The sequence below is a fragment of the Bosea vaviloviae genome, assembly GCF_001741865.1.
GTDB lineage: Bacteria > Pseudomonadota > Alphaproteobacteria > Rhizobiales > Beijerinckiaceae > Allobosea > Allobosea vaviloviae.
Genome location: NZ_CP017147.1, coordinates 4,770,249 through 4,791,773, shown reverse-complemented (window position 1 = coordinate 4,791,773; position 21,525 = coordinate 4,770,249). Strand labels below are relative to the sequence as shown.

At 65.3% G+C, this 21,525-nt stretch carries 15 protein-coding genes; 3 read left to right on the top strand and 12 right to left on the bottom strand.

Annotated features, from left to right (window positions below):
• Window positions 1-82: 82 nt before the first annotated feature.
• Window positions 83-1,870, bottom strand: a complete 1,788-nt coding sequence (locus BHK69_RS21950; protein WP_069691951.1) for a peptide ABC transporter substrate-binding protein — start codon at window positions 1,868-1,870, stop codon at window positions 83-85.
• 287 nt (window positions 1,871-2,157) lie between these two features.
• On the opposite strand from BHK69_RS21950, the gene BHK69_RS21945 reads away from it, so the two are divergent.
• Window positions 2,158-2,355 (top strand): hypothetical protein, encoded by a 198-nt coding sequence (locus BHK69_RS21945; RefSeq protein ID WP_069691950.1) that lies wholly within the window; start codon window positions 2,158-2,160, stop codon window positions 2,353-2,355.
• A gap of 326 nt (window positions 2,356-2,681) precedes the next feature.
• On the opposite strand, the gene BHK69_RS21940 is transcribed toward BHK69_RS21945, so the two are convergent.
• The 9 genes from BHK69_RS21940 to guaB all read right to left on the bottom strand — a co-directional run bounded on the left by BHK69_RS21940 (window position 2,682) and on the right by guaB (window position 16,852).
• The gene (locus tag BHK69_RS21940; RefSeq protein WP_069691949.1) at window positions 2,682-3,875 is read right to left on the bottom strand and encodes an E22 family MetX-like putative esterase; all 1,194 of its coding nucleotides are present in this window, start codon (window positions 3,873-3,875) and stop codon (window positions 2,682-2,684) included.
• 115 nt (window positions 3,876-3,990) lie between these two features.
• A complete protein-coding gene (locus BHK69_RS21935) occupies window positions 3,991-5,745 on the bottom strand; it encodes an AsmA family protein (RefSeq protein WP_069691948.1) in 1,755 nt (584 codons plus the stop codon).
• 187 nt (window positions 5,746-5,932) lie between these two features.
• The gene (locus BHK69_RS21930; protein WP_069691947.1) at window positions 5,933-7,612 is read right to left on the bottom strand and encodes an ABC transporter permease; all 1,680 of its coding nucleotides are present in this window, start codon (window positions 7,610-7,612) and stop codon (window positions 5,933-5,935) included.
• Window positions 7,609-8,622 carry an extracellular solute-binding protein gene (locus BHK69_RS21925; RefSeq protein ID WP_069691946.1) on the bottom strand — a complete coding sequence of 338 codons (1,014 nt, stop codon included), beginning with the start codon at window positions 8,620-8,622 and terminating at the stop codon, window positions 7,609-7,611. Before BHK69_RS21925 ends, BHK69_RS21930 begins: the two co-directional genes overlap by 4 nt.
• 194 nt (window positions 8,623-8,816) lie before the next feature.
• Window positions 8,817-9,842, bottom strand: coding sequence for a DUF2865 domain-containing protein (locus tag BHK69_RS21920; RefSeq protein WP_069691945.1), 1,026 nt, complete (start codon window positions 9,840-9,842; stop codon window positions 8,817-8,819).
• 294 nt (window positions 9,843-10,136) lie between these two features.
• Window positions 10,137-13,280, bottom strand: coding sequence for an efflux RND transporter permease subunit (locus BHK69_RS21915; protein ID WP_069691944.1), 3,144 nt, complete (start codon window positions 13,278-13,280; stop codon window positions 10,137-10,139).
• Window positions 13,280-14,521 carry an efflux RND transporter periplasmic adaptor subunit gene (locus BHK69_RS21910; protein ID WP_158516258.1) on the bottom strand — a complete coding sequence of 414 codons (1,242 nt, stop codon included), beginning with the start codon at window positions 14,519-14,521 and terminating at the stop codon, window positions 13,280-13,282. The genes BHK69_RS21915 and BHK69_RS21910 overlap by 1 nt, the downstream gene beginning before the upstream one ends.
• Before the next feature lie 207 nt (window positions 14,522-14,728).
• On the bottom strand, window positions 14,729-15,139 hold the full coding sequence (locus BHK69_RS21905) for an MAPEG family protein (RefSeq protein WP_083269608.1): 411 nt from the start codon (window positions 15,137-15,139) through the stop codon (window positions 14,729-14,731).
• Between the two features lie 219 nt (window positions 15,140-15,358).
• Window positions 15,359-16,852, bottom strand: coding sequence for an IMP dehydrogenase (gene guaB, locus BHK69_RS21900; protein ID WP_069691943.1), 1,494 nt, complete (start codon window positions 16,850-16,852; stop codon window positions 15,359-15,361).
• A 321-nt stretch (window positions 16,853-17,173) separates the two neighbouring features.
• Here guaB and BHK69_RS21895 point away from each other — a divergent pair, with 321 nt between their 5' ends.
• Window positions 17,174-18,613 (top strand): MFS transporter, encoded by a 1,440-nt coding sequence (locus BHK69_RS21895; protein WP_069691942.1) that lies wholly within the window; start codon window positions 17,174-17,176, stop codon window positions 18,611-18,613.
• Window positions 18,614-18,666: 53 nt separating this feature from the next.
• On the opposite strand, the gene BHK69_RS21890 is transcribed toward BHK69_RS21895, so the two are convergent.
• Together BHK69_RS21890 and BHK69_RS21885 are read right to left on the bottom strand one after the other, a co-directional pair.
• Window positions 18,667-19,938, bottom strand: coding sequence for an aminotransferase class V-fold PLP-dependent enzyme (locus BHK69_RS21890; RefSeq protein WP_244548276.1), 1,272 nt, complete (start codon window positions 19,936-19,938; stop codon window positions 18,667-18,669).
• Window positions 19,856-20,323: a RidA family protein gene (locus tag BHK69_RS21885; protein ID WP_069691940.1), complete on the bottom strand. Its 468-nt coding sequence runs from the start codon at window positions 20,321-20,323 to the stop codon at window positions 19,856-19,858. The genes BHK69_RS21890 and BHK69_RS21885 overlap by 83 nt, the downstream gene beginning before the upstream one ends.
• A gap of 210 nt (window positions 20,324-20,533) precedes the next feature.
• On the opposite strand from BHK69_RS21885, the gene BHK69_RS21880 reads away from it, so the two are divergent.
• Window positions 20,534-21,388, top strand: a complete 855-nt coding sequence (locus BHK69_RS21880; protein WP_158516257.1) for a LysR substrate-binding domain-containing protein — start codon at window positions 20,534-20,536, stop codon at window positions 21,386-21,388.
• Window positions 21,389-21,525: the final 137 nt, after the last annotated feature.

The following is a 21,525-nucleotide window of genomic DNA, read 5'->3' as shown; positions in this document are numbered from 1 at the left end:
CGGCGGATCAATCCCGCCGGGCCCTGGCCTTGCGAAGCAACCCCTCGCCGAGATGGTGTCTTGGCGAGGGGCTGTTTAGCGCTTAGCTGCGATACCAGGCCGCGAGGTTCCAGGTGTCGACGTCCCAGCCGCTGTGGTCATGCGAAAGGCTTCGCGCCGCCGCCACGACCTTGGTCCTTGAAAGGACCGGGAGGATGACGTTGGCCTCGCAGAAGATCTCGTTGACCTTGATCAGCAGCGCGGCGCGCTTGGCCGGATCGAGCTCCTTCTGCGCCGCCTTATAGGCCTCGTCGGCAGCGGGGTCGGAATAGCGCGAGACGTTGCGGCCCAGCCACTTGTTCTCCTTGTTGGCGATTTCCCAGGAGGTGAACTGGTTGAGGAAGCGCTCCGGATCGGGCTGTGGCTGCGTCGTGGTGTACATCTCCATGTCGACATAGAGCTTGGTGTAGGTGTCGGGGTTGGCAACGTCGGAGGAGAAGAACACCGAGGCCGTGACCGACTTGAGCTCGAGGTCGATGCCGGCGCGCTGGCAGGCCTGCTTGACGATGGCCTGGACCTTCTGGCGCGGGGCGTTGATCGAGGTCTGGAAGACGAATTTGAGCTTCTTGCCATCCTTTTCACGGATGCCGTCGGCGCCCTTCTTCCAGCCCGCCTCGTCAAGGACCTTGTTGGCCTTCTCGATGCTGAATTCGTATTTCAGCATGCTCGACTTGAACTGCTTGGGCTCGTTGACGAAGCTCGCGGTTGCGGTGCCGCCGCGGCCATAGATGAACTTCTGGATCGAGTCGCGGTCGATCAGCAGGTTGATCGCCTGGCGAACGGCCGGGTCGGACAGCGTCGGGTGCCTGGTCTTGATGCTGGAGCGCTCGCCATCGACCTCGGTCCACGGATCGGTCGTGTTCAGGGTGATGAACTCGACATCGCCTGCGGGCGCTGCGCTGACCTTGCCGCGGCCACCGGTCTCCAGGCGCTTGAGCACTTCGTCCTCGACCAGCGTATCCCAGGCATAATCGTACTCGCCGGTCTGCAGCACGGCGCGCGCCGCCGAGACCGCGTCACCACCGCCCTTCACCTCGAGCGTGTCGAAATGGGGCTGGTTCTTGACGTGATAGTCCTCGTTGCGCGTGCCGGCGAGGATGTCGCCGGGCTTGAAATCGGCGAACTTGTAGGGACCGGTGCCGACGGGCTTCAGATTGGCCGGGGCTTCGCGCGATTTGGCGCCCTTGTACTCGGCGAAATGATGCTTCGGGATGATCATGCCGGCGACGCCGACGAAGGGGTCGGCCCAGAACGGCGTCGGCTTGCTGAAGATCACCTTGACGGTGAGATCGTCGACCTTCTCGACCTTGATATCCTTGTAGGCGCCGGTGGTGTAGGCGGCGGTCGCCGGATCGGCGGCATACTCCCAGGTGAAGACGACGTCGTCGGCGGTGAGCGGCTTGCCGTCATGCCACTTCACGCCCGGCTTCAGCTTCCAGGTGACGCTCGTGCCGTCTTCCGACAGGCCGCCATTCTCCTTGCTCGGAACCGCGGCGGCGAGCTGCGGGATGAGGTTGCCCTCCTTGTCCCAGCCGGCCAGCGGCTCATAGAAGATGCGCGAGGCGATCTGGTCCTTGGTGCCCGAGGCGAAATGCGGGTTCAGCAGCGTCGGCGCCTGCCAGAGCAGGAGCTTCAGCGGCCCGCCGCCGCCGGCCTTGCTCGGCTTGTATTCGAGCGTGGCGTTCGCCATCGCTACGTTGTTCCAGGCGAGAATCTGGCTTGCGATCGGAGCGCCGATGCCAAATGCCGCCATCTTCTGGATGAAGGTGCGTCGCGATAGGCGTCCTTCTTTTAGATTTTGCACCATGCCTTGGATATGTTTACTATTCATAACTTGCCTTCGCATCGCATCGACAAGATGTCGATCAATAAATTGACCGGATCTAGCCTCATTTTATTAAATCCAAAGCATGGTTATGCTTTGGTCGCGGCTCCCCTCGTAAGAGCCCCAACCTTAAGCTCAGCTTAAGGCGACTGAAGATGGTCGTGCGGTGAGGGTTGCTTGCCGCCCCATTGCGGACATCCCATAAATCGCTACCCCTGTCGGCGGCTCCGAAGGCGCCTCCCCAGGCCGAAGACGCGCGATTTTCATGTGACGGAAACTGGACGGAGCTCTCGATGACCAAGGGCGGTTGGATTGCCAAGGTCTTGCTCGCGCTCGTGGGAGTCTTCGCCGCGGCGTTTGTAGGCGACGAATTGATCGGCGGAGGCGCGCTGGGATGGACAGCAGGCGGCGCCATCCTCGGCGTAACCGTAGGGCCGCTATTGTTGTCCCTGATCGCCTGGCGCCGGGAGCAAGACAGCCGTTCTGGCTGATAGAGGCGTACCCGTGGCTCTGGCGGGGCGGGGGAACGCCGCTCTCGCATGCTTCAGAAAGCGGCGCACTCTTCCCTTCTCCCACCCATCTCGGGCTTGCCCGAGATGGGCAACCCAAAGTGTCAAAGTCGGCAACAGCCGACTTTGATGCGGGAGAAGGTGGATCGGCGCAGCCGAGACGGATGAGGGGGCGCTGTGAGTTCTCCGCCCGGCCGAACACGACGCTAACCGGACAGGGCACGGCGCCCCCTCATCCGGCGCTGCGCGCCACCTTCTCCCGCGAGGGGAGAAGGGCGCAGGCGCGGTTGGTCGAAAAGGGACGAGGCCTATTTCTCCAGAAACGCCCGGATCGCGCCTTCGGCCTGCTTCATCGAGATGACGCCGTCGAGATGGCCGCGTGTGCCCTGGATGAAGGCCTGGGTGAGGTTGACGCCGCCCTTCCTAAGCGTCTCGGCGGTGCGCTCGATCGCGTCCGTGGTGAAGACGAGGTCCTTGGGCTGGCTGATCAGCAGCATGGGCGCCTTGATCTTGCTGGCCGCGTCCGCGAGCGAGATGCCGCCGGCGGCATAGAGCTGGTTGGCCTTGACCAGGTAGAGGAAATGGTTGGCGTCCGAGACTTTTGCGCGGGCCTCGCCGGCATTGTCCAAGATGCTCTGGACCTGGAACTTGTTGGCGAGCGCCTTGGCTGGAGCGTCGCCCTCCTTGGCGGGACGGCGGCCGAAGGTGCCGTTGGTCCAGTCGCCGTGATTGGCCTGGAGCGTGACCACGGCCAGCGCCTTGGCGAGGCCGGCATTGGGCGGGGTCTTGCCGTAGTAATCACCCTTGTTCCAGTTCTGGTCGACCAGGATGGGCGCAGCCCAAACGTCGAGCCAGGCGATGAGCTGCGCGTCGGCCTCGGCCGCGCCGATCACCGGCATCGCCTTGGCGACCATCTCGGGATAGCTCGCCGCCCATTCATAGGTCTGGAGGGCGCCCATCGAGGGGCCGGCGACCAAGGCGAGCTTCTTGATGCCGAGACTTTCGACCAAGGCCTTCTGGACATTGACGAAGTCGCCGACGGTCACGACCGGGAAGTCGAGCGCATAGGGCTTGCCGGTGTCGGGGTCGATCGAAGCGGGGCCGGTCGTCGTGGTCTTTGGGTCGCCGGTGTTGAGGTTGACCAGCGTGTCGGAGGAGAGGACGAAATATTTGTTCGTGTCGATCGCCTTGCCGGGGCCGACGATGGCGTCCCAATAGCCGGGCGCGGCGTCGGCGGCGGCATATTTGCCGGCGGCGTGCGAATTGCCGGAGAAGAAATGGCAGATCAGGATCGCGTTCGATTTGTCGGCGTTGAGCGTGCCGTAGCTCTCCCAGCCGACCTTGACGTTCTTGAGGGTTCGGCCGCCCTGCGTGGTGTAGCTCGGCAGTTCGAAGATCTTCTTTTCGACGATCAGCTCCTGCGCTTCGGCCGCGCCCGTCGTGATCATGCCCGTCATCATCAGTCCCACGACGCCAACCGCGCCCGCAATCCAATGCTTCATGCCGATATCCTCCCCTTGAACGGTCGTCAGGCGACCTTGGGAGGCATGAGAGCGGAATTCGCCCCGCAATGAAAGCCGTAAAAAGCGGCGCTGGACCTTGCCCGCCTGGCTCCGCTCAGCGAAGCAGCTGTGTCGGAAAAGCCGTGGCTCCGCGCGATAGTGCCTCGGTGTCGAGCTCCAGCGTAGGGTTTTCGAGCGGACCCTTGAAGGTGAAGGGCAGGCGGAGCGGGCCGTTGCTGGGCGCGAGCAGGAGGCCCATTTCATAGGCGCGCCCAGGCAGCGAGACCTGGCCGGCGAGCGTCAACTGATAGCCCGGTCCGATCATCTGCGCATCGGTCACCATCGCGACGCCATTGGCGATGCTGAGATTGACGGCCGCTGTCTCGAACGGGGTCTTGCCCTGCCGCCAGTCGCGCAGCACGAGGCTCGGATTGCGCTCCATCCGGCGCAGCAATTCGCCGAAGGCGATGCCGCCGAGTTCGCCCTGGCGCAAGCTCAGGCCGGCCTTGCCACCAAGAGAGGCGACGACCTCTTCGACGGTGGCGCCGAGGCCGTCCAGCGCGATTTGCAGCGTGCCGGTGCCGCTGAGCTTCGCCAGATCCGGCACATCGCCGGCAGCCTTGCCGAGATTGACCTTGTCGAAGCCGCCCTGGAGCTTGACGTCGACGCCGCCCGGCGCCGCCAGCGCCAGGAGCCGGCCCTTTACGCTGCCACCATAAGCGCCGGCGCGCAGCAGCCCAGCCTCAAAACGCCCCTTCTTGACCAGGAGGTAGGTCGCGACATCATCGAGCCGCGCGCCATTGACCCTGGCCGCATCGACGGAGATGCGCAGGTCGATGTCATGGGCGGTCCAGGCGTCGAAATCGAGCGGGGCGCTCTCGTTCTCCGGCGCAGTGGCGGGCAGCACGCCGAGGCGACCGTAGAGCCGGCCGAGATCGAGCGTCGCGCCAGCCAGCGTGCCGGACAGGGCCAGCCGCCCGCCGACGTCGCCGAGTTTGATCGCGCCCTCGAGCCGCTCGCCTTCGAGGCTGACGACGGCGTTGCTCAGCGAGGCCTCATGCGGCTTGATCTGCGCGTCGGCGGTCAGGTGCAGAGGGCCGATCGCGGAGGCCAGACGCGGCGTTTCGCCGAACCAGCCGAGCAGTTCGGGCAAGGCCTTGGTCGCAAGCGAGAGCCGGCCGTTGACGACGGGGTCGTTCAGGCCGCTGCGAATGCCTTCGAATTGCAGGTTCATCACGGGCGAGGCCGCCGTCAGCGCCAGCCGCGCATTCGCGCCGGCCATCGGCCAGAGCAGGCTGACCTGCGTAGGCACGCCGCGCCAGGTCAACGAACCCGACAGGCTCAGGGGCTCGCCGGCGTCGCGGTCCTGGAGGACGAGGTTGACGTCGCGCAGGATGGTGCGGATCGCGCCCTGCGCCCGCATGAAGACCGAGCCGGCGGTGATGATGATACGGCTCTGGACTTTCAGCTTCTCGAGATAGGCCAGGGGCGGCGTGAGCCAGTCGCCGAGCCCGTCATCCGTGCCTGCGACCGCGACGTCGATCTGCGGCACGACCAATTCGATGCGGTCGAACCTGAACTGCCCGATGAGCAGAGGCAGAATGCGCGCGCGGGCCTTGATCCGCAGGGCGGAGCCCGTCAGGAGGTCGTCGCGCTGCCGGAATGTGACCTTGGACAGGCTGATGCGCGGCAAGGGCAGAAGCGCGATCTCGGCGCGTTCGAGCCCGGTGACCTCGAGCCCGGTGCGCAGCTCGATGGCCGCGATCACACGCTGCTCCACCCGCCCGACCGCGATGCTCCAGGATTGCAATCCGAGCAGCACGACGGCGATGACGAGGCCGTAGGCGAGAATGGAGGCGCGTCTTGTCATGAGCCTTTGCGTGGCGGGAATCCGGCCTGAAGCCGGTTTCGGCCGGTGACCGGTTTATGACGATGCCAAGACCTTGTCGAGATCATGGACCTTGTCGAGATCATGGACCTTGTCGAGATGACCGACCTTGTCGAGGCCCCGGCTTGTCGAGAACCTGCCTTGTCGAGATGACTGGTCTTGTCGTGCTTCAGGCGGGCTTGCCGCCAGCCCGCGCCAGGATGATGGCGGGATAGAGGCCGGCCAGCACGATCAACAGGCTGGCGAGCGCACCATCCTCGAAGCTGCCGCGCGAGGCGTGGCCGTAGACGATCGTCGCCAGGGTGTCGAGATTGAGCGGCCGCAGCAGCAGCGTCGCCGGCAGCTCCTTCAGGCAATCGACGAAGACGAGCAAGGCCGCGGCCGCAATTGCCGGGCGCATCAACGGCCAATGCACGCGCCGCAGCAATTCGGGCGCTCCGGCGCCGAGCAGTCGAGCGGCGTCGTCGATGCGCGGCGAAACCCGCGCGAGCCCGCTTTCGATGCCGGCAATCGCGATGGAGAGGAAGCGCACGGTATAGGCGATGACGAGCGCGGCGCCGGAGCCGATCAGAAGGAGGCCCGGATTGACGCCGAGCCAGGTCTGGGCGGCGTCGGCGAGCCTGTTGTCCAGTGCCGCGAGCGGCACCAGCAAGCCCAGCGCCAGCACCGTGCCGGGCACGGCGTAGCCGAGCGAGGCTATGCGCGCCAGAGCCGGGAGCCAGGCCTCGCGCCCAAGCCGGCTGGCCGCCACGATGGCGAGGCCGAGTGCGACGACGAGACCCGAGGCGAGGCTCGCGAGCAGCAGCGCATTGGCGAGATTTCGCAGCAAGGCGGCGTCGATCTGCTCCAGCAGACCGCGTGACAGCACCTCGCCGAGCAGGAAGCCGATCGGCAGGAGCGCGCCGAACAGGACGGGCAGGGCGCAGATGAGCGCGGCACTGAAGGCTGCGCGCCCGGTCAGCCTGATGCGCCCAACGGGGCGCGGCTGGCGCACCGAGAGCGCGAAGCGGCGCTGGCCGCGCAGATGTTTCTCGATAAGGATCAGCCCGACGACCATCACCAGCATGACGCAGGCGATCTGGGCCGCGCCGGGTAGCGAGCCGCGATTGACCCAGGTCGTGTAGATCGACAGCGTCAACGAGCGCACGCCGAGATATTCGGTGGCGCCGACATCGTTCAGGGTTTCCAGCAAGGCGAGCGTCAGGCCGGCCGCCAGGGCCGGGCGCGCCATCGGCAGGCCGATGCGCCAGAACAGGCGCCGTCGCGAGGCGCCCAAAGTCCGCGCCGCCTCGACCATCGCCGCGCCCTGCAGGCCGAAGAGCGCCCGCACGCTGAGATAGACGTAAGGATAGAGCACGAGCGCCATGATGACGATCGCGCCGACGAGATTGCGGGGGTCGGGAAACCAGTAATCGCGCAGCGAGCGCCAGCCGGTGAGAGCCCGCAGACCCGTTTGGAACGGCCCCTGGAAGCCCAGGAATTCCACGTAGATATAGGCGGTGATGTAGGTCGGCATCGCCAGCGGCAGGACCAGCAGCCATTCGAAGGCGCGCCGACCCGGAAAGTCATATTGCGTGACGAGCCAGGCGGTTGCGACGCCGATCACCGCGCAAACGGCGCCGACGCCGAGCAGCAGCAGCAAGGTGTCACCGAGCGCCCGAGGAATGACGTTGGTGGCGAGATGAGGCCAGATCTGCGCGGCCTCCGGCGAGAGCGCGGTCAGGGCCAGCGCGATGAGAGGAGCGGCGACGAGCCCTGCGCCGAGCAGCGACGCCCAGGCAAAACGCGTCGACGGCCGCCATGGGAATGACGGCCGTCGCAGCGATCTGGCGGGAGCGCCCAGGCTCAATTGTCGAAGCCGACCTTGTCGACGAGGTCGGCCGCGGCCTTGCGGTTCCTGGCGATGTCGGTCAGCGGCGTCTTGTCGGGCGTGATCGCGCCGAGCAGCTTGACGGCAGCGCTCTCCTTGACGTCGGCATTGACCGGGAATTCGAAGTTGCCGTCGCCATAGAGCTCCTGCGCCTTCGGGGTGAGCATGTATTCGATCAGCTTGACCGCATTGTCCTTGTTGGGCGCGTTCTTGGCGATCGCGGCGGCTGAGACGTTCACATGCGTGCCGCCGTCGGCGAAGCTGGTCTTCAGCGGCTTGATCGCGTCGTACCAGCCCTTCTGCTCATTCTTCGCCTGGCTCATCAGGCCGATGTAATAGGTGTTGATCAAGGCGATGTCGCACTGGCCCGAGAGGATGTCGCGGGCGACATCGCGGTCGCCGCCGCCGGGCTTGCGGGCGGTGTTGGCCTTCAATGCCTTGAGATAGCCTTCCGTCTTCTCGGCGCCGTTACGGGCGAGGTAAGCAGCGAAGAAGGCGTTGTTATAGGGGTGCTGGCCGGCGCGGATGCAGAACTTGCCCTTCCATTTCGGGTCGGCGAGATCCTCATAGGTGATCGCGTCCTGCTGCACCCGGTCCTTCGAGACGATGACGATGCGGGCACGCTTGGTCAGGGTGATCCAGCTGTCGTCGGGACCGCGCAATTGCGCCGGCACGATCTTGTCGACCGCAGCCGACTTGACCGGCTGGGTGATGCCGGCATCCACGGCCGCGTTGATCTCGCCGACATCGACCACCAGCATCACATCGGCAGGGCTGTTGGCGCCTTCCGCCTTGATGCGCTCCTGCAAGCCGTCCTTCAGGAACACGGCGTTGACCTTGATGCCGGTGTCCTGGGTGAAGGCGGCGAGCACCGGATTGAGCAGGCCGGGCTCACGCGTGGTGTAGAGGTTGACGCTCTGGGCCATGACCGGTGTCGCCAGCAGGCCGGTGGCCAGCGCCAGGGCGGACAGATGGGTGGAGTGGATCATGGGGCGCTCCCTCTCGATTAAAGGCCCGCTTCTGGGGCTTGAGGCCGGGAGGGGTAGTGGCAGGTTGGCGTTGCGTCAACAGAAAATGGAGCAAGATCAGAGGCTTGAAGATGTTCTAATCTAGCATCACTTTAGCATAATTCTAAAGAATGCGAAGCTGCCCAACCCACCGTTTTTCGGTGGGGAGGCCAGGATCAGGGCTGCGTCGGGGATATGGCGATCGGGATGATGCGAGCCTGCCCACGTGTGGTGGGAGCGAGCGTGCCGCGCAGAGGGACCGCGTCACTGACGACGCTGTCGTCATGCAGGCTGGCCTCGCGCAGGAGCATCTGCCGGCGCAGGCCGCGCGCCTGCGCCTCCATGCGCGAGATACCGACGCGCTCGTCGATCTGCTGGCGCTGGCCCTTGCTGAGCTCGGAGGCCTTGCGGAAATCGCGGAAGTCGCTGGTGCTGTAGGGCCAGCGCGAGCCGCCCATGAAGGTGCGAACCTTGCCGTCAAGCACGACGCTGTCGCCGGGACGCAGGGTGAAATCGCGCAAGAGCGAGACCCGGCGCTCTCCGGCCTGAACAATCGCGGGCCGGCAAGTGGGATCGGCCGAGGTCTCATGGCCATGGGCGACGGGCAGGGCGGAATAGCGCTTGCCGTCGGCGGCCTGGGCTTCGTCGATGGTCGCAGCACCAGCGGCGACGCGGAAGACCTTGACCGGGATGCCCGGATTCATCGCCTGGCAGAGCGACTCATGCGCCTTCATGTCGGACTTATTGCGCAGATAGCCGATCGGTGCGTGAAAGCCGTCGCACATACGTACGCAGATGGTGCGGGCGACATCGGCTGCGCCGGAGACAGTATCGAGCTGGACCGCTTGCCGCGTCTTGACCTGCTGTGTCTTAACCTGCTGTGCCCTGGCCTGCAGTGTCTTGGCGTGCTGGCGCTCCGCCAAGCCGGCGGGCGCGTCATGCAGCCGGAACGGGTTGAGGCTGACCGTGGGGTGGGCGATGCGCCCATCGGCCTGCGTGCGCCAGAGCGGTAATTCCCAGCGGCCGCGAGACGGCGCGTAGGCGGTCGGCGCGGCGGGTGCCGAGGCAGCCTGCTGCGCGGCGCGGCGATTGGCGCCTTCCTGCAGCAGAAAAGTGCGGGCGCCGGCGTCATCCTCGGCCTGGACGAGAGAGATGGTGAAGATCGCGCCGCCTGCGCCGAGCGCCAGGCCCAGCCCCGTCATCGCGATGAGCTTGGTCGCACGGTTGCCCCGTGACGCAGATGGCGCGGCGGTGCTTGCGGCGACAAGACTTTCGCTGCGGGAAAAACCTCCCGCCGGAACTTCACGGACACGTAACATCGCGTCGACTCCACCCTACGCTTGTTCACTCGTCCGCCGCCGAATGGGTGTAGTTTACTTTTTGTTAAGCTTCAACGTCGCTGCAGCGCAGCACACGAAAAAAGGGCGCGATGCTTAACGCAGCGCGCCCTTTGGATTGCGGGGTAGGAAAACAGGGGCGAATATCGCCCTTTTGCTTCAGAGTTCCGGCTTGTGGACAGCCTGGGGCACCGCCACGGGGACGCCAGGTACGAGCATGTCCTGCTGGCTCTCCCGCCGGTTGCGGCCCGAGAGCCAGCTGTCGACCTTGTCGAGATAGAAATAGACGACGGGGGTGATGTAGAGCGTCAGCAATTGCGAGACCAACAGGCCGCCGACGACGGCGATGCCGAGGGGCTGGCGCAATTCGGCACCGGCGCCATGGCCGAGCGCGATCGGCAGCACACCGAAGATCGCGGCGAAGCTCGTCATCATGATCGGCCGGAAGCGCACCAGCGCCGCCTCGCGGATGGCGCTGAGCGCGTCATCGCCCATCTTGCGCCGCTCGATCGCGAAATCGACCATCATGATCGCGTTCTTCTTGACGATGCCGACGAGCATCAGGATGCCGATGATCGCGATCACGGACAGATCCATGCTGAAATATTCGAGCGCGAGCAGGGCACCAAGGCCGGCCGAGGGCAGGCCGGACAGGATCGTGATGGGATGGATGAAGCTCTCGTAGAGGATCCCGAGGATGATGTAGATCACCAGGATCGCGGCGAAGATCAGCAGGCCCTGGCCCTTCAGCGCATCCTGGAAGAGCTGGGCGGAGCCGGCGAAGCTGGTGACGATCGTGGTGGGCAGGTTGACGTCACGCTCGGCCGCCCGGATGGCGTTGACCGCATCGCCGAGCGAGATGCCCGGCGCGGTGTTGAACGAGATCGTCACCGCCGGCTGCTGCGAGATGCGGTTGACCGCCAGCGGCCCGACGCTCGGCTTGATCGTCGCGACCGATTCCAGCGGCACGTTGAGGCCGTTCGCGGCCTTGAGCTGCAGGCGCGAGAGCACGCCCGGGTCCTGCTGGTAGATGCGGTCGGCCTCCATGATGACCTGATAGTCGGTCGCCGGGGTGAAGATCGTCGCGATCTGGCGCGAGCCGAAGGCGTTGCCCAGCGCCTGCCGGATCTGGTCGCTGGTGATGCCGAGGCTGGCGGCGCGCTCGCGGTCGATGTCGATCGAAAGCTGCGGGTTGCGCAATTGCAGGTCGATATTGGCGTCGCGCAATTGCGGGATCTGCGACAGGCGCTGCTGCATCAGCGGGGCATAGGTGAAGAGCTGATTCAGGTCCGGCCCCTGCAGCGAATAGAGGTACTGCGCACGCGAGGAGCGCCCGGCGTTCAGGTTGATGTTCTGGACCTGCTGGAACACGGCGGTGATGCCGGGCACCTCGGTGGTCGCGCGCCTCAGCCTGGCGATGACCACCTCGGCCTTGTCGCGCTGCTCCTTCGGCTTCAGCGAGATGAACATGAAGCCGTTGCTGGTGGCGTTGAAGCCGCCGATATTGGCGTTCAGATAATCGACTGCGGGATCGGCCTTGACGATGGCCGAGATCCGCTGCTGGCGCTCGGCCATGGCCTCGAAGGAGGTGTCGGGCGGCCCTTCGGTCGAGGCGCGCAGCAGGCCGGTGTCCTCGATGGGGAAAAAGCCCTTCGGGATCGAGGTGTAGAGCGACGCCGAGACCCAGACGGTGCCGAGCGTGAAGATCAGCATCAGGACGCGAGCCTTGAGGACCCAGTCCAGCGTCCAGCGATAGGCGTCGAGCATCGCCTGGAAGCCGGCCTCGAAGGTCCGCTCGACGATGTTGGGCTTCTTGTGGTGGTCATGCGCCTTGAGGAAGCGGGCGCACAGCATCGGCGTCAGCGTCAGCGAGACGAAGCCCGAGACGATGATCGAGGCGGCGATCGTGCCGGCGAACTCGGCGAAGACCTTGCCGACGACACCGCCCATGAAGAAGACCGGGATGAACACCGCCACCAGCGAGATGGTGATGGACAGGATGGTGAAGCCGATCTCGCGCGAGCCGTCGAGCGCCGCCTGGAACGGCTTCTTGCCCATCTCGATATGCCGGATGATATTCTCCAGCATGACGATGGCGTCGTCGACGACGAAGCCGACCGCCAGCGTCAGCGCGAGCAGCGATATGTTGTCGAGCGAATAGCCGAGCGCGTACATGATCGCGAAGGTGCCGATCAGCGAGATCGGCAGCGCCAGCGTCGGGATGACGGTTGCAGCCAGGCTCTTCAGGAAGAGGAAGATCACCATGATCACGAGCGCGATCGCGACGACGAGCGAGAACTCGACGTCCTCGACCGCCTCGCGGATCGGGATCGAGCGGTCGTTCAGCGCGTGCAGCTCGATCGCGGCGGGGAGCTGGGAACGGTAGCTCTCGATCCGGGCCTTGATGCTGTCGACGACATCGACGGTATTGGCGTCGGACTGGCGATAGACGGCGAGCAGGATCGAGCGCTGGCCGTTGTACCAGCTCGCGGTCTGGTCGTTCTCGACCGAGTCATAGACAGTGGCGAGGTCCTCGAGCCGGATCGGCACGCCGTTCTTCTGGGCGACGATCAGATTGCCGTATTCGGCGGCGCGCTCCATCTGGCCGGTTGCGCCCAGCGTCAGGCGCTGGTTCTCGCCGTTCAGCGTGCCGACCGGTGAATTCGAATTTGCGGCGGCGATGGCGGTGCGCACATCCGAGAGCGCAAGGCCGCGCGAGGAGACCGCATCGGGATTGATCTTGACGCGCACGGCGTATTTCTGCGCGCCGAAGATGTTGACCTGAGCGACGCCGTTGAGCTGCGAAATCTGCTGCTGCAGCACGTTTTCGCCGAACTCATGGACCTCGTAGAGCGGCTTGGTCGCCGAGGTCAGCACCATGAACAGGATCGGCGTATCAGCCGGATTGACCTTGCGGAAGCTCGGCGGCGTCGGCAACTCCGGCGGCAGTCGCCGGGCGGTGGCGCTCAGCGCCGCCTGCACGTCGAGCGCGGCGCCGTCGATGTTGCGGTTGAGGTCGAATTGCAGCGTGATCGAGGTCGAGCCCTGCTGCGAGACCGAGGACATCGAGGTGATGCCGGAGATCGAGGCGAATTCGCGCTCGAGCGGCGCCGCGATCGAGGAGGCCATCGTTTCAGGCGATGCGCCCGGCATGCGGGCGCTGACATTGATGGTCGGGAAATCGACGCGCGGCAGCGCCGCGACCGGCAATTGCTTGAAGGCAAAGAAGCCGAAGATCAAGAAGGTCGCCATGATCAACGTCGTCATCACCGGACGACGAATGCAGGCCTCGGGCAGGTTCATCAGCCGGCACTCCCGCGCTGAGAGGTCTGGTTGCTCGGCACTTGCTGGCCGCCGCGACTGCGCTCGATCGTGCGGGCGCCGTCGGTCAGCAGCAGCGCGCCGTCGACGACGATAGCCTCGCCGCCCTTCAGGCCCGAGGCGAGCACGACGCGCCCGTCCACGGTACGGTCGAGCACGACGCTGCGCGCTTTGGCGATGTTGTCTTCGATGACGAAGACGAAGGGGCCGTTCTGGCCGTTCTGGACGGCCTCGCGCGGCACGGTCAGCGCATCGGGCTCGACGCGCAATGTGACGCGGACCTGGCAGAGCGCGCCCGGCCAGAGCGTCTCGGCTGCATTGTCGAAGATGGCGCGCAGCTGGATCGTACCAGTCGTGGCGTCGACAATGTTGTCGACCACCGCGATCTTACCCTCGACGCCCTTGGCAACGCCCTGCTGCGTTGCCAGCACTGTGGCGGTGTTGGCGTTCATCGCGGCGCGGATCGCCGGCAGATGGCGCTGGGGCAGGGCGAAGCTGGCATAGATCGGGTCGATCTGGTTGATCGTCGCCAAGGCGCCGGAGGTATCGCCGACCTTGGCGATGTTGCCCTCCTTCAGCGCTGCGACGCCGATGCGGCCCGAAACCGGCGAGATGACGGTGTAGTAGCTGAGCTGGACTTTCAGCCCGTCGACTGCCGCCTCGCCGCCGAGGATCGAGGCCCGCAAGGTCGCAGCCGCGGCGCGCGCCGTCTCGAGCCGCTGGTCGGTGGCGAAGTCGCGCTTGGCGAGCTCCTCGGCGCGGCGCAGATCGGCCTCGGCCGAGACGAGCGAGGCCTTGTCGCGCACGACGTTCGCCTCGGCCTGCCTGAGCTGCGTTTCGAGCTGGCGGGAATCGAGCCGGAAGAGCAGATCACCCTTCTTGACGTAATCGCCGTCCTTGAAGCCGACCTCCATGATCTGGCTTTCGACGCGGGAGCGCACCGTGACGGCCGACAGCGTCTGCACCGTGCCGATGGCGTCGAGCCGCACGGGCATCGGCATCCGCTCGGCCTTGGCGGTGACGATCGTCACCGGCGGGCGTTGCGGGGCTGCTGCGCGCTGCGCGGGCTGCACGGCTTCCGTCAGCGGTGGTATGACCTTGCCGTAGGGTATCTTGTCGAGAGGCCATGGCACCGGCTTGCCGGCATAATGAAAACCCGCGCCTGCGCCTATAGCGCCGACGACGGCCAAAAGAGCCACGCGCCCAAAAGTCAGAACTGCCATGTCAAGCCTTGCGCCAGAGGGAGGACGAGCCTCTGAACCCAACCAAACGGTTGTCCCCAAACCGTTACCGCCGCAAGCATTTAGCATGCCGACGCTGGGTCAGGGGCGCAAGCTATAAACACGGTTTATCGCGGCATGTAGCGAGGATGTGACAGGCGTCCAGACGGGATATATCAGGCTCGCAAATCGCCTCTGGCGTGCGGCGTCTCAGACGACCGCGAGAACCACCCCGATCCACATCAGGAACAGGATCAGCACGCCGAGTGCGTACACGCCGGCGCGCGGCTTCATCGCGTTCGAGCCGACATGGATCAGTGTGTGGACGACGCGGGTGGCGACGAAGGCCCAGGCCAGCCCCGCCATCGCATAGCCGCTGGCGCCGACTTCCATCGCCAGCATGATCAGCGCGAAGAAGATGACCGGCGTCTCGAACTGGTTCGAGAAATTCGCCGCCGCCAGCCGAGCGGGCTCGGGATAGCCCTCGGTGGAGACGGCGATATCGGCCAGGCGCACCTGCTTGCTCTTGAAGGCGGCCTGGCGGCGCAGGAAGACGATGACGAGCACCACGAAGATCCACAGGATCATCGCCAATGTCGGGTAGACCAGTTTCAACGTCATCGTGCGCTCCCGTTCCCCGCTCTCATCTTAGGAGTTGAGAGCGGGATCAATGCGAAAAACCGGTTCCCACTTTTTCGCATCCTGCTCGAGAGCCGGATGATTTCAGATGGGCTCACACAGTGATCCCATCTGAAATCTGAATCCGTCTCTCATCCAGGAGTGAGAGCAGGATCCAATGCGAAAAACCGGTTCCCACTTTTTCGCATCCTGCTCTTGCGCTCAAGAACGGGTGGGGTAGTTCGGGCTCTCGCGCACGATCGTGACGTCGTGGACATGGCTCTCGCGCAGGCCCGCGCTGGTGATGCGGATGAAGCGGGCCTTGGCCTGGTAATCGGCGAGATCCTTGCCGCCGACATAGCCCATGGCGGCGCGCAGGCCGCCGGCGAGCTGGTGCAGGACGCTGGAAACCGGGCCCTTATAGGCGACCTGGCCCTCGATGCCCTCGGGCACGAGCTTGAGCGCGTCCTTGATGTCCTGCTGGAAGTAGCGGTCGGCCGAGCCGCGCGCCATTGCGCCGACCGAGCCCATGCCGCGATAGGATTTGTAGGACCGGCCTTGATAGAGGAAGGCTTCGCCCGGTGTCTCGTCCGTGCCCGCCAGCAGCGAGCCGACCATGGCGCAGGAAGCCCCTGCCGCCAATGCCTTGGCGAGATCGCCTGAGTATTTGATTCCGCCATCGGCGATGACCGGGATGCCCAGCTTCTGCGCGACGGAGGCTGCGTCCATCACGGCGGTGAGCTGGGGCACGCCGACGCCGGCGACGATGCGGGTGGTGCAGATCGAGCCCGGGCCGATGCCGACCTTGATCGCATCCGCGCCGGCGTCGATCAGTGCCTGGGCGCCGCCGGCGGTGGCGACGTTGCCGGCGATGATCTGCACGGCGTTGGAGAGCTTCTTCACCCGTGTCACCGCCTGCAGCACCTTGGCGGAATGGCCATGGGCGGTGTCGACGACGATGATGTCGACGCCCGCGTCGATCAGCAGCTCCGAGCGCTCGAAGCCGAGATCGCCGGTCGTCGTCGCGGCCGCGACCAGGAGGCGGCCATGCGAATCCTTGGCGGCGTTGGGGTGGGCGACCTGCTTCTCCATGTCCTTGACGGTGATCAGGCCGATGCAGCGGTAATGGTCGTCGACGACCAGGAGCTTCTCGATGCGGAACTGATGGAGGAGGCGGCGCGCTTCGTCCTGATCGACACCCTCGCGCACCGTGATCAGCCGGTCCTTGGTCATCAGTTCGGCGACGGGCTGCTGGGGATTGGCGGCGAAGCGGACATCGCGATTGGTCAGGATGCCGACGAGCTTGCCCTTGTGGCCCTGCGGTCCGCGCTCGACCACCGGAATGCCGGAGATACCGTTCTGTTTCATCAATCCGAGCGCGTCGGCGAGTGTTTCGTCGGGATAGATGGTGATCGGATTGGCGATCATCCCCGATTCGAACTTCTTGACGAGGCGGACCTGGGCGGCCTGCTGGTCGGCCTCGAGATTGCGATGGATGACGCCGAGACCGCCGGCCTGCGCCATCGCGATCGCCATCCTGGCTTCCGTCACCGTGTCCATGGCCGAGGCGATGATCGGCAAGTTCAGCGAGATCGTCTTGGTGAGCTTGGTCGAGATATCGACATCGGCCGGCATGACCTCGGAGGGGCCGGGTTCAAGCAGCACGTCGTCGAAGGTCAAACCGTCGCGAATGAGGCCGTCAGTCGGGAATGCCATCGTCAACTCCGGGGCCGGTTCGAGCGGCCTGTTTTCAAGATCTGGCGGGGGAGCCGTGATCGGGTTGACGAGGCCCGTTATCACGCGTGTGACGCTGCCGCTAGGGCTGTTGTTGAAAAATGCCCGGACGGCGACGCAAGGCAGCGATGCGTCGCCGTGAGTGGGGGCTCTGCCACAGCCTTGGCCGAGCGTGCCGTCATGACCTGAAAGCAATTCGGCTTCCCACCAATCCGGCTCCGCGGGAGCTATGTTTCCGTTGCGTTCTGCTCCATATGGTTCCCCCCAAATCGTCCGGCCTCTTGTCGAGAGTCTTCCGTCTTGATGCAGCGTGCCAAGCTCCTGCCCCTGATCGTCGCTTGCGCGCTGTTCATGGAGAACACCGACTCCACGGTGATCGCGACCTCGCTGCCGGTGATCGCGCAATCGCTGGGCGAGGATCCGATCGCGCTGAAGCTGGCGCTGACCTCCTATCTCGTCAGCCTCGCCGTTTTCATCCCGATCTCGGGCTGGATGGCGGACCGCTATGGTGCGCGCACGGTCTTCCGGGCAGCGCTTTGCGTCTTCATGGTCGGCTCGGTGCTGTGCGCCTTGTCGAATTCGCTCGGGGCCTTCGTCGGGGCGCGCTTCATCCAGGGCATGGGCGGGGCGATGATGGTGCCGGTCGGCCGGCTCGTGATCCTGCGCAGCGTCGAGAAATCGGAGCTCGTCAGCGCGCTTGCCTATCTCACTGTGCCGGCGCTGGTCGGCCCCGTCGTCGGGCCGCCGCTAGGCGGCTTCATCACCACCTATTTCGACTGGCGCTGGATCTTCTTCATCAACATTCCGATCGGTCTCATCGGCATCGTGCTGTCGAGCCTGTTCTTCGAGGATATACGCGAGGAGGATGTCGCACCGCTCGACATTCGCGGCTTCATTCTGTCGTCCTTCGGCTTCGCCAGCCTGATGCTGGGCCTGGCCACGGGCGGGCGCCATCTGGTGCCGGAGGCGGTCTCCTATGCCTGTGTTGCAGCCGGCGTCGCGGCGCTGACCGCCTACTGGTTCCATGCGCGCAACGTCGCCTATCCTGTGCTTAACCTGTCGCTGCTGCGGATTCCGACCTTCCGCATCGGCGTGGTCGGCGGCTCGATCTTTCGCACAGGCATCGGCGCGATTCCCTTCCTGCTGCCGCTGATGCTGCAGCTCGGCTTCGGTCTCGACGCCTTGCAGTCGGGATTGATCACCTTCGCTTCGGCCGCAGGTGCGCTGATCATGAAGACGCTCGCCAAGACGATCCTGGCCCGCTTCGGTTTCCGCAACGTGCTGGCGGTCAACGCGCTGTTCGGCGCGGCCTTCCTGGCGGCGTCGGGCCTGTTCACGCCGCTGACGCCGCATTGGCTGATGCTCTCGGTCCTGCTGATAGGCGGCTGCTTCCGCTCGCTGCAATTCACCGGCATCAACGCATTGAGCTATGCCGATGTCTCCAATCGCGAGATGTCGAGCGCGACCAGCTTCTCCAGCGTCGCCCAGCAATTGTCATTGAGCGTCGGCGTCACCATCGGCGCCTTCGCGCTGGAGACGGCCAACGCCTTCAATGGCGGCAAGGCGCTGGGAGCGGGCGATTTCTGGCCGGCCTTCGCGCTGGTCGGGTTGGTCTCGGCCTCGTCGGTGTTCTGGATGGTGCGGCTCGCGCCCGACGCCGGTGCGGAGGTCTCGGGCCACGCCCCGGTCAGCGCGCGCAGGGCGACGGCGGAGGCGATCGCGGACCAGAAGCCGCTGGAGTGAGCGGCGGCGGGATGTGCGGGCGGAGGCGTTTCGCGTAATGGCCCGCGGCGCAATCAACCCTCCTTTGCAATCGCTCGCGTCACCTCTACCAGCCGATCAATCTCAGCTTCGGTATTGAAGTAGGAGATCGACGCCCGCACGATCTCTGTGAGATCCCGCGCACTCATATCGATCGGCGTGTAGGCGACGCCGTTTGCACCGACTGCGATCTGCCGGGCGGCAAGCCGTCTTCGCACCTCATGCGCCCCGACCTCCGCCAGCGTGAACGACACCAGCCCGGAGCGCTCTGCGCCAAGATCCTGGATCGTGACGCTAGGGATATCCGCGAGCTGGCGACGCAGGTTCGAGGCGAGCGCATCGATCCGCCTGCGGATGGGTGCGATGCCGAGGGTCCGGGCCTGACGAAGCGCCGCGCCCATTCCCAGCAGCAGCGCGACCGGCGCTTCGCTCGTCTCAAAGAGCCTGGCGTCAGATCGCGGTTTCGGCCCGCCGTCGCTCCAAGGCGCTGACAGCACGTCGAGATAGGCGGGCGTCAGCTTGTGGAGGAAGTCCGAGCGAACATAGAGAATGGCGACGCCGCGTGGTCCGCGCAGGAATTTGCGGCCCGTGCCTTTCATCATGTCGCAGCCGATGGCGGCGACATCGACTGGTATTTGGCCATAAGCTTGTCCGGCATCGACAAAATAAGGAACGCCGGCAGCGCGAGCGACCCGCCCGATCGCGACGGCGTCGTTGATCAAGCCGCCATTGGCCGGAAGCCAGGTGAGAGAAATCAGCTTCACGCGTGCATCGATCATGGCGCCGAGCGCCTCCGGATCGACGCCGCCGTCGTCGCGACAGGGAATCGTTTCCACGGTCGCGCCCGCCCGGTCGGCGGCGGCGCGCATCGTTGCAAGATTGCCGCCCCATTCCTGGCGGCCGACAAGGATGCGATCGGCGGGCCTGAGCGGCGGAAGCGCGGCAAAGACCATGCCGAAACCGGCAGAGGCGCTGCTGGTGCAGGCGATCTCGGACGGCTTCGCGCCGAGGAGAGCCGCCGCATCGGCGCGGGTTGCCTCGATGCGATCCTGGATCAGGGCCGCTGCCTCCATGGCGCCTAGCCGCGCCTCGTCGTGAAGGTGCCCGATGATCGCGTCGAGTGTTGCCATGGTCGGTAGCGACGCACCCGAATGATTGAAGTGGATGCCATGGCCGCATCCGGGGGTTTCCGCGCGAAGAACTGCGATGTCGAGCGCCATGATCTCACTCCGCCAGTTCGACGACGGCGTCGACTTCGATACTGACCCCGCGAGGCAGCGCCGCCACGCCGACAGCAGCGCGCGCATGGCGGCCCACTTCTCCAAAGACCGCGACCATCAGGTCCGAAGCGCCGTTCGCAACAGCAGGATGTTCGGTAAAGTCGGGGGCGCTCGCGATGAAAACGCCGAGCTTGAGAACGCGGCGAACGGCCGCCAGAGAGCCATCGGTCGCGGCGGAGATCTGGGCGAGTACGCATAGCGTGGCGGTTTCCGCCGCCTTACGCCCCGCTTCGATGTCGAGACCATCCCCCAGGCGGCCGAGATGGGTCGGCTTGCCGTCTGCCTGGCTGATTTGCCCGGCGATGAACAGCAGGTTGCCGCTTCGCGTGAATGGCACGTAGTTCGCAACCGGAATCGGAGCATTCGGCAATTTGTGGCCAAGCTCGGCGAGCTTGTCGGCGATCAAAGTCATATCTGAGCACTCCTCTGGCGCACCGATCAGACTGGCGACGCGCCCGGCTTGCGACCAATTCAAACTTGCGCAGCATGCGATCGAACTGGCTCATGTCTTGCGGACAAGCTAGAGTGCGTTGGTTCTGGCTCAGGTCTCTGGCGCATGCGATCCTCCTCGGCTCTGCCATCGCTTCCGGCTCTGCGTGCCTTTGAGGCGGTCGGGCGGTTGATGAGCTTCCGTCGCGCGGGCGAGGAACTGCTGATCACGCAAAGCGCCGTGAGCCACCATATCGCCGTGCTGGAGCGCGCATTGGGGCTCAGGCTTTTCCTTCGCAAGTCACGCGGCATCGCCTTCACTCCCGAAGGTGTCCGCTATTTCTCCGCGATCAACGAGGGGTTCGCGACGATTGCGCGAGGCACAGCCGAATTGCGCGGCACGGCCGCGCAGACGCGCGTGCGCATCAGCCTGTTGCCCTCCTTCGCTGCGAACTGGCTGGTGCCGCGCCTCGCGCTTTGGCGCGAGATGCGTCCTGACATCGAGATCGACCTCGATCCGAGTCTGCACGCCGCCGATGTCGAAGCTGGCGAGGCTGATCTCGCCATTCGGTACGGCAACGGCGCCTGGGCGGGCGTCGAAAGCCGGCTGCTTCTGCATGAGTGGGTGACGCCGGTGGCGAGCCCGGCGCTTCTCGCGCGCTGCCAAGACATCAATATGCCGTCCGACCTGCTCGCATATCCCTTGCTGCTGAACGCCCGCCCGTCGGACTGGGAGGTCTGGGCCAGGGAAGCCGGGCTCGATTTCGGCGGCTCTCGGCGGATTCAGCTCATGGATTACAACATCGTCCTTCAAGCTGCGATCGGGGGGCAAGGTGTTGCGATGGGGCGCTTGTCGCTCGTCGCTGACCTCCTGCGCGCCGGCACGCTGGTTCAGCCCCTGCCACAGACCGTTTCGTCGCCCGATATTTGCTATTGGCTGATTACGCCCAGGAAACGGCCGAGTTCACCGGCAACGCGCGCTGTGATCGAATGGCTCACGAGCGAGGTCGCTGCAATGTCCGCTCCGGCACCAAATTCGCGAGTGTGAGGTTTGCTTCCTTCGACGACGGTTTGATGGAGGCGAAGCGCGCCTGACGCCGGTGCGGAGGTCTCGGGCCACGCCCCGTTCAGCGCGCGCCGGGCGACAGCGGAGGCGATCGCAGACCAGAAGCCGCTGGAGTGAGC

Coding starts and splice junctions, on each gene's coding strand:
- BHK69_RS21910 (WP_158516258.1), bottom strand. CDS start 14,521: ATGGCAGTTCTGACTTTTGGGCGCGTGGCTCTTTTGGCCGTCGTCGGC.
- BHK69_RS21920 (WP_069691945.1), bottom strand. CDS start 9,842: ATGACGGGGCTGGGCCTGGCGCTCGGCGCAGGCGGCGCGATCTTCACC.
- BHK69_RS21940 (WP_069691949.1), bottom strand. CDS start 3,875: ATGAAGCATTGGATTGCGGGCGCGGTTGGCGTCGTGGGACTGATGATG.
- BHK69_RS21895 (WP_069691942.1), top strand. CDS start 17,174: ATGCAGCGTGCCAAGCTCCTGCCCCTGATCGTCGCTTGCGCGCTGTTC.
- BHK69_RS21915 (WP_069691944.1), bottom strand. CDS start 13,280: ATGAACCTGCCCGAGGCCTGCATTCGTCGTCCGGTGATGACGACGTTG.
- BHK69_RS21935 (WP_069691948.1), bottom strand. CDS start 5,745: ATGACAAGACGCGCCTCCATTCTCGCCTACGGCCTCGTCATCGCCGTC.
- BHK69_RS21950 (WP_069691951.1), bottom strand. CDS start 1,870: ATGAATAGTAAACATATCCAAGGCATGGTGCAAAATCTAAAAGAAGGA.
- BHK69_RS21880 (WP_158516257.1), top strand. CDS start 20,534: ATGAGCTTCCGTCGCGCGGGCGAGGAACTGCTGATCACGCAAAGCGCC.
- BHK69_RS21885 (WP_069691940.1), bottom strand. CDS start 20,323: ATGACTTTGATCGCCGACAAGCTCGCCGAGCTTGGCCACAAATTGCCG.
- BHK69_RS21890 (WP_244548276.1), bottom strand. CDS start 19,938: ATGCGCGCGCTGCTGTCGGCGTGGCGGCGCTGCCTCGCGGGGTCAGTA.
- BHK69_RS21945 (WP_069691950.1), top strand. CDS start 2,158: ATGACCAAGGGCGGTTGGATTGCCAAGGTCTTGCTCGCGCTCGTGGGA.
- BHK69_RS21925 (WP_069691946.1), bottom strand. CDS start 8,622: ATGATCCACTCCACCCATCTGTCCGCCCTGGCGCTGGCCACCGGCCTG.
- BHK69_RS21905 (WP_083269608.1), bottom strand. CDS start 15,139: ATGACGTTGAAACTGGTCTACCCGACATTGGCGATGATCCTGTGGATC.
- guaB (WP_069691943.1), bottom strand. CDS start 16,852: ATGGCATTCCCGACTGACGGCCTCATTCGCGACGGTTTGACCTTCGAC.